This window comes from Serratia sp. P2ACOL2, from assembly GCF_003691565.1.
GTDB lineage: Bacteria > Pseudomonadota > Gammaproteobacteria > Enterobacterales > Enterobacteriaceae > Serratia > Serratia liquefaciens.
The window spans coordinates 5297511-5310504 of the sequence record NZ_CP033162.1 but is presented as its reverse complement, the minus strand read 5'-3'; the positions used below and the strand labels follow the sequence as shown (position 1 = coordinate 5310504).

Below are 12994 nucleotides of genomic sequence, written 5' to 3'. Positions count from 1 at the left end.
TTATTTATTAATTGGATCTTTTCCCTTACATGGAGTAACTGGATGTTTCATCTTGATACTTATGGCACGTTAGTCGCAGCAACATTGGTTCTGCTCCTTGGGGGCAAATGCGTCACCAGCATCCCCCTGTTGAGGAAATACACCATTCCCGCTCCTGTCGCCGGTGGTTTACTGGTGGCACTCCTGTTGTTAGCCCTGAAAAAGTTCGTTAACTGGGAAATCAGCTTCGATATGTCGCTGAAAGACCCGTTAATGTTGGCCTTCTTCGCCACCATCGGTTTGAACGCCAACCTGTCGCGGTTGCGCGCGGGTGGCAAGGCATTAATGGTATTCCTGTTTGTGGTGCTGGGCCTGCTGCTGGTGCAGAACGCTATCGGCATCGGCATGGCGAAAATGCTGGGTCTGGACCCGTTGATGGGCCTGATCGCCGGCTCGATTACCCTGTCCGGCGGTCACGGTACCGGGGCGGCCTGGAGCAAGCTGTTTATCGAACGCTACGGCTTTGAAAACGCCACGGAAGTGGCGATGGCCTGTGCCACCTTCGGTCTGGTTCTGGGTGGCCTGATCGGCGGTCCGGTGGCGCGTTACCTGGTGAAGCACTCTTCCACCCCGGAAGGCTCGCCGGATGACAGCGTCCAGCCAAGCGGTTTTGAAAAACCGGAGAGCGGCCGTTTGATCACCTCGCTGATCATGATTGAAACCATCGCGATGATCGCCATCTGCCTGAGCCTGGGGCAGTTTATCTCCGGCTTGCTGAGCGGTACGGTATTTGAATTACCCAACTTTGTTTGCGTGCTGTTCGTTGGGGTGATCCTCAGCAACACCCTGGCCTTCACCGGGTTCTATACCGTGTTTGAGCGTGCGGTGTCGGTGCTGGGCAACGTTAGCCTGTCGCTGTTCCTGGCGATGGCGTTGATGAGCCTGCGTTTGTGGGAGCTGGCTTCTCTGGCGCTGCCAATGCTGGCGATCCTGGCCGTACAAACGCTGGTGATGGCACTGTACGCAATTTTCGTTACCTACCGGGTGATGGGTAAAAATTACGATGCAGCGGTGTTGGCTGCGGGCCACTGCGGTTTCGGCATGGGAGCCACGCCTACGGCGATCGCCAATATGCAGGCGATTACCGATCGCTTCGGTCCATCGCACCTGGCGTTTCTGGTGGTGCCTATGGTGGGGGCGTTCTTTATCGATATCGCCAACGCGATTGTGATTAAGCTGTATCTGCTGTTGCCGGTGTTTCCGGCGATTGGCTGATTAACCGGTCGTAATAACGAAAAAGGCGCCTATCTGGCGCCTTTTCTCTGCCTGAAAATCAGGCGTTGGAGTAACGTGCTTTCTCCGGTAGCCAGCGTTCAATCAGGGCTCTGGCATGCTCCGGGTACTGCTGGTGTATATGGCGGGCGACGCGTTGTACTTCCGGGATCATCGCCTGATCGCGCAGCAAATCCGCCACTTTGAACTCCGCACTGCCGGTTTGGCGGGTGCCCAACAGTTCACCGGGACCGCGGATCTCCAGATCGCGCTGGGCAATAACGAAACCGTCATTACTGTCGCGCAGCACCTGCAGGCGCTTTTGCGCCGTTTTGCTCAACGGGGTTTTGTACAACAACACGCAGTGAGACGCTACGGCGCCACGACCCACGCGCCCCCGCAACTGATGCAGCTGAGCCAGCCCCAGTCGCTCCGGGTTTTCGATGATCATCAGGCTGGCGTTGGGCACGTCGACCCCCACCTCGATCACCGTCGTCGCCACCAACAACTGCAGCTCACCCTGTTTAAAGGCCTGCATTACCGCCTGTTTCTCTTGTGCTTTCATGCGACCGTGCACCAGCGCCACTTTCAGCTCTGGCAGCGCGGTTTTCAATTCTTCCCAGGTGGCTTCGGCTGCCTGGGCTTCCAGCAGTTCGGATTCTTCGATCAGGGTACAAACCCAGTACGCCTGGCGGCCTTCTTCCATGCAGGCGCTTTTCACCCGCTGAATAATATCGGCGCGCCGGGTGTCTGGAATGGCAACGGTAGTGACGGGCGTTCTGCCCGGTGGCAGTTCGTCGATCACCGAGGTGTCGAGATCGGCATAGGCGGTCATTGCCAGCGTGCGTGGGATTGGCGTGGCGGTCATGATCAACTGATGGGCATGGAAGCCTTGTTCTTCGCCTTTCTCCCACAGTGCCAGCCGCTGGTGTACGCCAAAACGGTGCTGTTCATCGATGATCACCAGCGCCAGACCGGAAAATTGCACCTGTTCCTGGAAGATGGCGTGGGTACCGACCACCATGGAGACCTGCCCGCTGGCAATTGCCTCTTGCTGTGCGATACGCGCCTTGCCTTTTTGCTTGCCGGCCAGCCAGCCAACTTCTAACCCCAGCGGCTCAAACCACTGACGGAAGTTATTGGCGTGCTGTTCGGCCAGCAGTTCCGTTGGGGCCATTAACGCCACCTGCTTGCCGTGAGCGATAGCGCGCAGTGCTGCCAGCGCGGCCACCAGCGTTTTGCCGGAGCCAACGTCGCCTTGCACCAGGCGCATCATCGGGAAGCCTTTTTGCATATCGGCTTCGATATCGGCCACTACGCGATCTTGCGCGCCGGTGGGGGCAAAGGGCAACTGGGCGAGGAATTGCTTTTTAAGCCGGTCGTCGGGCATTAACGGCAGGGCCTGATAGCTCTGCGCACCGGCTCGTACCGCCAGCATGCTGAGGTTATGCGCCAACAGTTCTTCCAGGATCAGGCGTTTTTGCGCCGGATGCTTGCCCTGTTCCAAATCCGCCAATTGGATATCCGGCGGCGGGCGGTGCAGGGTATGCAGCGCCTGTGGCAGGCTCATCAGACCGCCGCTCAGTTCCGGCGGCAGCAGTTCGGCAATAGCGCAGGTATCCAGCAACTCCAGCGCCTGATCGGTCAGCTTGCGCAGCGTGGCCTGGCGTATGCCTTCGGTGGTGGGATAAACCGGTGTCAATGACTCTTGCAGCTCAACTTCGCTGCTTTCCCCTTGAATGCGATATTCAGGGTGAATAATTTCGGCGCCGTGGTTACCGCGTTTGACTTCACCGTAGGCGGTCACGCGACGGCCGGTGGCCAGGCTGTTTTTCATCGCAGCGTTGAAATTGAAGAAACGCAGGGTGAGCAGGCCGGTACCGTCGCTGATCTGGCAGGTTAGCATGCGCCTGCGTCCAAAACTGATGTCGGTACGCAGCACTTCGCCTTCCACCGTGGCAAAAATGCCAGGCTGCAGATCGTTTATCGGGTAGAGGCGGGTGCGGTCTTCATAGCGCAGCGGCAGGTGCAGCAGCAGATCTTGAATGGTTTCCAGACCAATCTTGGCCAGTTTGCCAGCCTGGCTGGCGCCAACCCCGGAAAGCGTAGTGAGTGGGACAGCATCCAGCAGACGGCCTTTCATTTGCGTACCGTCGCCTGCATGGCCGCCCACCATTCGGCATCGGCGACCACCTGGCCCTGTTGATCGATATGAGGACGCGGCAGCTTTTTACGCTTGGCCACGTTGGCCAGCACCGGGTAGCCACCTTCAAACAGCAGACGTTGTTGTTCTTCTGCGTCGAGCATACTGTGCTCACGGCGATACAGGCCGGCATTTTGCCGCTGGCGTTGCGCTTCGTACAGGATCAAGGCTGAGGCAACCGACACGTTGAGTGACTGCACCATACCGATCATCGGAATAATGATGTCCTGATCGGCAAGCGCCAGCGCTTCTTCGGTAATGCCGGTTTTTTCCTGGCCCAGCAGGACGCAGGTAGGGCGAGTGTAATCCACTTCGCGAAAGTCTACCGCCCGGGCGGAAAGGTTAGTCGCCAGGATCTGCATGCCCTGGCCTTTCAGATGAGTTACGGCGTCGCCGATAGTGCGATGGGTTTGAACATTGACCCAGCTGTTGCTGCCGGCGGCGGAGGAAACCAGGGTTCGCATGCGTGTAGTTGGCCACACGGCATGCACCTGATGCACGCCGACAGCGTCGGCGGTGCGGATAATGGCGGAGACGTTATGCGGTTTGTGAACCTGTTCCAGGCAGACGGTTAAATCCGGCTGCCGGGTGGCCAGCATTTCACAAATCCGCGCATAGCGTTCAGGGCTCATAAGCGCTAATTTCGGTTACGGTTAACTTTAATGACATCCGGCATGATACGGATTTTACGCATAATATTTGCCAGATGGATGCGATCGCGGGTGGTCAAGCGGATAAAGGCGCTATAAACCCGGCCGTCTTTCTCTTCGGTATTCAGGCTTTGAATATTGGACTCAGCCGCATTGATGGCTGCCGTCAGGTTGGCCAGCGCCCCCTGATGGTTAAACATGTCCACTTTGATCTCGGCAATGAATTCCTGCTCGATGTCTTTATCCCACTCTACCGCCATGAACTTTTCAGGCTCTTTCTGGTAGCCGCGGATATTGCGACAGGATTCATGGTGGATCACCAAGCCTTTACCTGGGCTGACGTGGGCGATAATCGGGTCACCCGGAATAGGTCGGCAACATTTGGCAAAGGTGATCAGCACGCCGTCTGCGCCCTTAATCGCCAGATTACGAACGCCGGAAGAGGTGCCCAGATTGGACTGATCGCCCTGCAGGTTTTTCGCGACCACGACGCTCATGGCATTGCCCAGGCCGATTTCAGCCAGCAGATCGTCCAGCGTCGCCAGCTTCATGCGATCCAACTCGTGTTGGATATTTTCCGGCGGGATCTCGGCCAGTTTGCGACTGCCGCCCAACGCATGGTTTAACAAACGGCGGCCGAGGCCAACCGAATCATCGCGCTTGAGGTTTTTCAACATCTGGCGAATTTTAGCGCGCGCTTTGGAGCTGACGACAAAGTTCAGCCAGGCGGCGTTTGGCCGTGCGCCCGGGGCAGTGATGATTTCGACCGTCTGTCCGCTGGTCAGTGACTGCGACAGCGGGTATGGCTGACGATCAACCCGTGCGCCAACGCAGGCGTGGCCGATATCGGTATGCACCGCGTAGGCGAAATCGACCGGGGTGGCGCCCGCAGGCAATTCAACGATGCGGCCTTCCGGGGTGAAAACGTAAATCTCATCCGGGAACAGATCGGATTTGACGCTCTCAATAAATTCAAACGAGCTACCGGCGCTCTGTTGCAGCTCCAGCAGGCTCTGCATCCAGCGCTGGGCTCGGATTTGCGCGGTGGTGCCGGTTTCACCCTGTTCTTTTTCTTTATAAGCCCAGTGCGCGGCGACCCCCATTTCGGCCATCTGATCCATATCTTCGGTACGGATCTGCACCTCTACCGGAACGCCATGCGGGCCGATAAGTGAAGTGTGCAGCGATTGATAGCCGTTGGCCTTGGGAATGGCGATATAGTCTTTGACTCTGCCAGGGCGCGGTTTATACAGGCTGTGAGCCTGACCCAGCACGCGGTAGCAGGTATCCACCTCTTTCACGATCACCCGGAACGCATAGATATCCATAATCGAATGGAAGCGCTGTTCTTTCAGGTGCATCTTGAGGTAAATGGAATACAGATGTTTTTCTCGCCCGCTGACGCGGCAGGGGATGCCGGCTTCGGTCAATCGCCCCTCGATTTCGGCGAGAATCTTCTGGATCATCTCTTTACGATTACCGCGTGCGGCTTTCACCACTTCTTTGATTACGCGATAACGGTTCGGATACAACGCCTCGAAACCCAGCTCTTCAAGCTCGGTTTTCAGGTGGTGAATACCCAGACGATGGGCCAGTGGGCTGTAGATTTCCAGGGTTTCACGTGCAATACGCCGCCGTTTGTCGGGGCGCAGCGAACCTAAGGTACGCATGTTGTGCGTGCGGTCGGCCAGTTTAATCAACACGACGCGGATATCCTGCACCATCGCCATGATCATCTTGCGGAAGTTTTCCGCCTGGGCTTCTTTTTTGTCCTGGAATTTCAGCTTGTCGAGCTTGGATACGCCCTCAACCAATTCGGCGACGCTTTTACCGAACAGCTGTTCCATATCCTGATAGGTGGCCGGGGTGTCTTCGATGACGTCGTGCAGCAGGGCTGCCATCAGCGTCTCATGATCGAGACGCATTTCCGCCAGAATACAGGCCACGGCAACCGGGTGAGTAATGTAGGGCTCACCGCTGGAGCGTGTCTGTCCCTCGTGAGCATCACGTGCAACGAGGTATGCCTGTTTGAGGCGCTTAATCTGCTCCTCAGGCAGGTAACGTTGAATCAGCAGATTCAGGCTTTCAAACAGGTACAAGGCAGGCTCGCAGTCTAATTAATTAACGACGACCTTCAGCAATCGCGGTAACCGCTTGAATTTCTGCGGCTTCCTGCTCTTGCTGCTCCTGACGATCGCGAACATCGAGGATCTGGCTGGTGATCAGGCCTTCTTCGATTTCGCGCAGCGCGATAACGGTGTACTTGTCGTTTTCTTCCGGAACAAGTGCATCTTTACCGCCAGTCTGGATTTGACGTGCCCGACGAGCAGCGACCAACACCAGGTCAAAACGGTTACCAATTTTCTCTACAGCGTCTTGAACAGTTACGCGTGCCATATTTGTGCTACTCCACAGGTGACGAAAAGACTGGGCATAATACTGAAACTGTCTTCAGTCTGCCAATAGTTTGCTGATTAAAGCGTCATGCCGCAGTAATTGGCGGCCTAAACGCAGGCGTTCGGCGCGAATAATGGTTTTCAGATCGGACAGGGCCAGATCGAAATCATCGTTCACGATTAAATAGTCATACTCCGCGTAGTGCGTCATTTCCGCCACGGCTTGCGCCATGCGTTTGGCGATCACTTCATCAGAGTCTTGTCCGCGTCCACGAAGGCGACGGCCAAGTTCTTCCTTCGACGGCGGCAAAATAAAGATGCTGCGCGCCTGGGGCATTTTGGCACGAATTTGTTGCGCGCCCTGCCAGTCGATATCCAGGAAAACGTCTACCCCGGTCGACAGCACCTGCTCAATGGCAGCGCGTGAGGTACCGTAATAGTTGCCGAACACTTCGGCGTGCTCAAGAAACGCATCCTGCTCAATCATTCGGCAGAATTCTTCTTTTGAGACGAAGAAATAATGATCGCCATGCTGTTCACCCGGGCGGCTGTCGCGCGTGGTGTGCGAAACCGAAACCTGCGTGTCGTACAGCGGTTGCGTCTTTAACAAAGCCTGAATCAGACTTGATTTCCCTGCGCCACTAGGGGCAGAGACAATATAAAGCGTGCCTTGAGCCATGATGATATTCGTTGATATGCCAATAACAGCGGATGTGTATTTTCTCCGCACAGTATACACGGCTAACGTGCCGGATGCAGCGTTAGCTCGCATTTTGCCCGCCCCTTTATGCTGAAAAAACCTCAAACAGGGTGGTTTGCGCAGCGTATCGCCAAATTTTGACGGTTTTCTGCAATGCGAGCGGGCTTTCTCGAGCCGCTGCGCAGAACGCCACATGGGCCATTGTCGTGCTTTCCTCTTCCGGCTTTACTGCCGGTTATCAGGGAGGTGAAAGATGCGCAAAAGTGTCATGAGAATAGGGATGATGCTGCTGTTCGGTTTGCTGTGCAGTGAGACTGTTCGGGCGCAAGCCTGTCCGGCGTGGCGCCCGGTGCGGATGCAGCTGGAGATAACCGCCTTAAAAAACCAGCTTGAACGCTGGGACGTAGCTTATTACCAGCAGGGCAGCAGTTTAATTGAAGATGAAGTCTACGACAGTCTGCGCGAAAAGCTGCGGTTATGGCAGCGTTGCGCCGGGGCAGCGCCGGAGGAGGGGGCTGGCCCGCTTTTACCCGAAGGCAAGGTGCCGCACCCGGTGGCGCATACCGGGTTGCGGAAATTGCCGGATCTTGCCGCCGTCGACCAATGGTTAAAGGGGCGCAGTGATCTCTGGGTTCAACCCAAAGTGGACGGTGTCGCCATCACGCTGGTTTATCACGACGGAAAACTGACGTCGGCGATCAGCCGAGGGAACGGGCTGAAAGGCGAGAACTGGCTGGAAAAAGTGCGGACTATTCCTGCGGTGCCGGTCAGTATTAAGGGGGCCCCGCCAACGTTGATTCTGCAGGGCGAGCTGTTTCTGATGGTGAACGGTCATCAACAAAAGGTCAGCGGCGGCATCAACGCCCGTGCCAAGGTCGCCGGCGCGCTGATGAAAAATAAGCCTTCGCCGCTACTCCAGCAGATCGGGCTGTTTGTCTGGGCCTGGCCGAACGGTCCGCAGGAGATGGCGCAGCGTTTACGCCAGCTTGCTGAAATGGGTTTTCCTCTTGCCCTGACTTTTTCGCAGCCGGTGAACTCCTCGGCGGAGGTGCAACAATGGCGAGAGCATTGGCATAAAACCGCTCTGCCTTTCGTCACCGATGGTGTGGTGATCCATCAGGCACACTCACCCCAGGGGCCCTACTGGCAAGCCAGGCCCGGTGATTGGGCCGTTGCCTGGAAATATCCGCCCGTGCAGCAAGTGGCGAGGGTCAATGGTATTGATTTCAATATTGGTCGCACCGGAAAAATCGCCGTGGTACTGCGGCTTGAACCCGTCAGGATGGACGATAAATGGGTGACAAGAGTTAACCTCGGCTCGCTACCACGTTGGCGAAAATGGGCGGTTGTGCCCGGAGATCAGGTAACCATCAGCCTGATGGGACACGGCATTCCACATCTCAATAATGTGGTCTGGCGTGGAACGGACCGGTCGCTGCCCAGTGCGCCGTCTGCTGAACGTTACCACGCGTTGAGTTGTTTCAGTTGGCAACCGGATTGCCGTCAGCAGTTTCTTGCCCGACTGGTGTGGTTGAGCGGCCCGCAGGGGTTAAGTTTGCGCGGCGTCAGTGAATCCACCTGGCAGACGCTGATCGATCAGGGGTTAGTGCGGAATTTGCTGGATTGGCTGTTGCTGACGCCGGAACAACTGATGGCCGCGCCCGGGATCGGCGGTAAGCGAGGGCAAAGCATTCACCGGCAATTTCAGCAGGCGCGACAACAACCGTTCGCGCGTTGGCTGCTCGCTTTGGGTATACCGCTCTCCCCGCAGCAAACGATGGCGCTGACAAACTGGCATCAGGTCCAGCAAATGTCCCTCGTGGCGTGGCGGAAAATCGTCGGTATTGGTGCAAAAAGGGCACAACAGATTGCCGATTTTCTCCAGCACCAGCCAGTCCTGGCGCTGGTCAGCATCCTGGGCTCACAAGGGATTGTGGGTTTTGCCGGCGCGCCTTGATGTGATGTTCCTCTTGAAGTCCATCAACAACGGGATTGCCTATGCTGTTATGGTGCCCTTATTAATGATCCGGATGCTGATAGTTAAACACCGGCAGACCCAGCCGAAAGCGCAGAGCAATCAGTCGGGCGCTGAGGCCGGCTACCAAAGTGATGATCACCACCATATTATGTGGCAGGCTGAAGTGTTGCAGACCGATGTACAGCCAGGCGGCGGCGAAGGAGATACCGGCGTAGATTTCTTTCTGGAATACCAAGGGAATGCGGTTGCAGAGCATATCGCGCAGAACGCCGCCGAATACGCCGGTGATCACCGCGGCAATCGCGGCAATGATGGCACCGTGGCCCATGTCCAGCGCGACCTGTGCGCCGATGATTGAAAATACAATCAGCCCAACGGCGTCCAACACCAGAAAAAGACGGCGCAGGTGACGCATCAAGGGGGCCAGCCAGGTGGTGACGATCGCGGCAATGGCAACGATAACGATATATTCAGGATGTTTGACCCACCCCAGGGGGAAATGCCCGAGCAACATGTCGCGTACCGAACCGCCACCGATTGCCGTGGCAGAGGCAATAATAATGACGCCAAACATGTCCATTTGGCGGCGGCCGGCAGCCAGTGCGCCAGTCATGGCTTCGGCAGTAATACCGATGATATAAAGAATGCTCAATAACATAAGATATTCACAGGGTGGGCGGGAATGAGTGTCATGGTGGCAGGGTAATAGCCGCGAGGACATAGCACCACTGAGTTTTTCTAACCGATGGCAATTCGGATTACTTTAGTTAATCCATTTTTTGTTTTATTTGCTTATCCATTGCCTTTTGTAACCTTATTTTATTCAAGAAAGCATTAGATATTTCGCATTGGTTTCTATTGCTGACTATGCTTTTTGCATGCGATCCCGAGGCCGCTTGGCGGTGAGGGATCTCTGGCTGATGATGGCGTTTACTGAGGAACATGAAGATAAATGAAAGCTACTTCCCTACTGGCGGCGGCTGCCGCTGTGACCATCCTGTTGAGCGGTTGCGTTGCGCCGGTTCAGAACACCGGGCCGCAAAAATCGGCGACCTGCCAGGTTGGCGATCCTATGGTCCAAACTACGCTTTATTTTGGCCTTAATCGCCCTGCGGGGCCAGCGATCGGTGCTGCCGAATGGCAGAGTTTTGTCGATCGGCAAGTGACGCCGCGTTTTAAAGATGGGTTATCGGTATTTGATGCCAAAGGACAGTGGTTGGGTAATGACGGCAAGCTGGCGCGCGAAAACAGCAAAGCGCTGATGCTGATTCATGCGCCGGGCAAGGAAAGTGAAACCCATATTGAGGCATTGCGCAGCAGCTATAAACAACAGTTTGCACAGGATTCCGTGATGCGGGTTGATGCGCCCGTGTGCGTCGCGTTCTGATAAGCTCCCGGCCCGCAGGCCGGGATAGTGTTTACAGTACCAGTCCGGCGATGGCTGCCGAAAGCAGGCTGACCAGCGTGGAACCATAAACCAGCTTCAAACCAAAACGAGAAACCACGTTACCTTGTCGCTCGTTAAGCCCTTTGATTGCCCCGGCGACGATGCCGATAGAGGCAAAGTTGGCGAAAGACACCAGGAATACCGACAGAATGCCCAGGCCGCGCGGTGACAGCTCCGTAGCGATTTTCTTCAGTTCGATCATTGCCACAAACTCATTGGCCACCAGTTTGGTCGCCATAATGCTGCCTGCTCGTAGCGCATCCGGTGCCGGGATACCGATCAGCCAGGCCAGTGGATAGAATACATAGCCCAGGATTTGCTGGAAGCTGATGCCGAACACGGCGGAGAACAGAGCGTTTACCGCTGAAATCAGCGCAATAAAGCCAATCAGCATGGCGGCGATAATCATCGCGATTTTGAAGCCCGCCAGGATGTACTCGCCCAGCATTTCAAAGAAGCTCTGGTCTTCATGCAGCTTGCTCAGTTTCAGTTCGGGTTCATCGTCCAACTGATAAGGGTTGATGATCGACAATATGATAAAGGTGCTGAACATATTGAGGATCAGCGCGGCTACCACGTATTGCGCATCGATCATCGACATGTAGGCACCGACGATGGACATGGATACCGTCGACATGGCGGTGGCTGCCATGGTGTACATGCGACGCGGCGAGATATCGCCGATGATGCCCTTGTAGGCGATAAAGTTTTCAGACTGGCCGAGCACCAGCGTGCTGACGGCGTTGAAAGATTCCAGTTTGCCCATGCCGTTAACCTTGGACAGCAGGGTGCCGACCAGACGGATAATCAGCGGCAGAATGCGGAAATGCTGCAAAATACCGATCAGCGCGGAAATAAAGATAATCGGGCATAACACGCCCAGGAAGATAAACGCCAGCCCGTCTTTACTCATGCCACCAAACACAAAGTCGGAACCCTGTGCGGCGTAGGTCAGCAGCGTTTCAAAGAAACCTGCAACGTGCTTGATGACGCTCAGGCCGCTCTCTGAATGCAGGAAGAAATAGGCGAGTGCGCCTTCAATGACTAAAAGCTGAATAATATAACGCAGGCGGATTTTCTTGCGGTCATTACTGACCAGTAGTGCCAGGGCGATGATCACCACCAGGGCAAAAATAAATTGCAGAATTTGCGGCATAAAGAGTCCGTACGGCTAAACGGGCAGGAAAAAACACATTTAGCCACAGCTCTCCCGGCCTTTCATTACATTACGTGATAATTAGAACAAAATACTTTCGGTAAGCCGGGTAAGTTGCCGATTGTCATCCTCTCTTACTTATCGGCAGTTTTTCATAAATAAATTCAACGCGAATTTCACGGCGAGAGTCGCTTGTGAGCCGGATTTTTACGGCAGTACTATACTTCAGCCTTTGCGATGGCTTATAAATCGCAGGGTTATTTTGGGCTTCACGACACATCGCGACATCCGGTTCTATAACGGAGGCTTTATGGCCTTTTTGCTGAGGAGAACTGTATGAGCCAGATTTCAGGCAAGGTTGTAATTATTACCGGCGCCAGTAGCGGATTGGGCGAGGCGACAGCTCGCCATCTCGCCGCTCGGGGCGCAACGTTGGTATTGGCAGCGCGTCGCAAAACGCGTCTTGATGCATTGGCGAATGAAATCATCGCGGCCGGGGGTAAAGCGCTCGCGGTAGCGGTAGATGTCACTCACCGTAACGACGTGGAGGCAATGGTCGATGCCGCAATAACGGAATTTGGGCGCGTTGATGTGTTGGTGAACAACGCAGGGTTAATGGCGATAGCCCCGCTGAGCGCCACCCGGGTCGACGAATGGGAACGGATGATCGATATCAACCTCAAAGGCGTGCTGTATGGCATTGCCGCTGCGCTACCGGTGTTTGAGCAACAGCAGAGCGGTCACTTTATCAATGTAGCCTCCGTCGCCGGTCTGAAGGTACTTAGCCCGGGCGGCGCCGTTTACAGCGGCACCAAGTTTGCGGTACGCGCTATCTCCGAAGGCTTGCGTTATGAGGTGGGGGCACATATTCGCACCACCATTATCTGTCCGGGAGCCGTGGATTCCGAACTGAAGCTTGGCACCTCGGACCGGGAAAGCGTGAAGTTCGTTGAGGAGTTTTATCAACAGGCCATCCCGGCGGATTCCGTAGCGCGTGCCATCGCCTATGCCATCGAGCAACCGGCGGAGGTGGATATCAACGAAATTGTTTTGCGGCCAACCCAAGAGCTGTATTAAGCCGCATACCACCGCCGCGCCTTTTCAGGTGCGGCTTTCTGCTTAGCCCCTCGCAACTGTGCACAGTTTGTTGTCTCTGCCAGCAATAAGCCCGGAATCTGGCGCGCAGTTTGTGCAATGCGCTGAGTGAACCCTT

General features: G+C 55.6%; 11 protein-coding genes. 4 read left to right on the top strand and 7 right to left on the bottom strand.

The genetic code is table 11. The annotated features are described in order from the left end of the window. The first annotated feature begins 42 nt into the window (after positions 1–42). A complete protein-coding gene (gltS, locus tag EBA31_RS25455) occupies positions 43–1254 on the top strand; it encodes a sodium/glutamate symporter (protein WP_020837656.1) in 1212 nt (403 codons plus the stop codon). Between the two features lie 58 nt (positions 1255–1312). Here gltS and recG read toward each other — a convergent pair whose 3' ends face one another. From recG to gmk, 5 genes are read right to left on the bottom strand one after another with little or no spacing between them, the layout of a single operon-like run. After that, positions 1313–3394 (bottom strand): ATP-dependent DNA helicase RecG, encoded by a 2082-nt coding sequence (recG, locus tag EBA31_RS25450; RefSeq protein ID WP_046375107.1) that lies wholly within the window; start codon positions 3392–3394, stop codon positions 1313–1315. Further along, on the bottom strand, positions 3391–4086 hold the full coding sequence (gene trmH, locus EBA31_RS25445) for a tRNA (guanosine(18)-2'-O)-methyltransferase TrmH (RefSeq protein ID WP_020837654.1): 696 nt from the start codon (positions 4084–4086) through the stop codon (positions 3391–3393). Before trmH ends, recG begins: the two co-directional genes overlap by 4 nt. 5 nt (positions 4087–4091) lie before the next feature. Further along, on the bottom strand, positions 4092–6203 hold the full coding sequence (gene spoT, locus EBA31_RS25440; RefSeq protein WP_020837653.1) for a bifunctional GTP diphosphokinase/guanosine-3',5'-bis pyrophosphate 3'-pyrophosphohydrolase: 2112 nt from the start codon (positions 6201–6203) through the stop codon (positions 4092–4094). A 22-nt stretch (positions 6204–6225) separates the two neighbouring features. After that, positions 6226–6501, bottom strand: a complete 276-nt coding sequence (gene rpoZ / locus EBA31_RS25435) for a DNA-directed RNA polymerase subunit omega (protein ID WP_004953385.1) — start codon at positions 6499–6501, stop codon at positions 6226–6228. Positions 6502–6555: 54 nt separating this feature from the next. Further along, positions 6556–7179, bottom strand: a complete 624-nt coding sequence (gene gmk / locus EBA31_RS25430) for a guanylate kinase (protein ID WP_041415115.1) — start codon at positions 7177–7179, stop codon at positions 6556–6558. A gap of 274 nt (positions 7180–7453) precedes the next feature. Between gmk and ligB the strand changes: the two genes are divergently transcribed. Then, on the top strand, positions 7454–9157 hold the full coding sequence (gene ligB / locus EBA31_RS25425) for an NAD-dependent DNA ligase LigB (protein ID WP_122080476.1): 1704 nt from the start codon (positions 7454–7456) through the stop codon (positions 9155–9157). Positions 9158–9218: 61 nt separating this feature from the next. On the opposite strand, the gene EBA31_RS25420 is transcribed toward ligB, so the two are convergent. Next, positions 9219–9836: a trimeric intracellular cation channel family protein gene (locus EBA31_RS25420; protein ID WP_020837649.1), complete on the bottom strand. Its 618-nt coding sequence runs from the start codon at positions 9834–9836 to the stop codon at positions 9219–9221. 294 nt (positions 9837–10130) lie between these two features. Here EBA31_RS25420 and EBA31_RS25415 point away from each other — a divergent pair, with 294 nt between their 5' ends. Further along, on the top strand, positions 10131–10565 hold the full coding sequence (locus tag EBA31_RS25415) for a DUF3574 domain-containing protein (protein ID WP_020837646.1): 435 nt from the start codon (positions 10131–10133) through the stop codon (positions 10563–10565). Between the two features lie 31 nt (positions 10566–10596). Here the strand turns inward: EBA31_RS25415 and EBA31_RS25410 are convergent, their stop codons facing one another. Beyond that, a complete protein-coding gene (locus EBA31_RS25410; RefSeq protein ID WP_020837645.1) occupies positions 10597–11781 on the bottom strand; it encodes a NupC/NupG family nucleoside CNT transporter in 1185 nt (394 codons plus the stop codon). Positions 11782–12117: 336 nt separating this feature from the next. Between EBA31_RS25410 and EBA31_RS25405 the strand changes: the two genes are divergently transcribed. After that, positions 12118–12858, top strand: coding sequence for an SDR family oxidoreductase (locus EBA31_RS25405; protein ID WP_122080475.1), 741 nt, complete (start codon positions 12118–12120; stop codon positions 12856–12858). Positions 12859–12994: the final 136 nt, after the last annotated feature.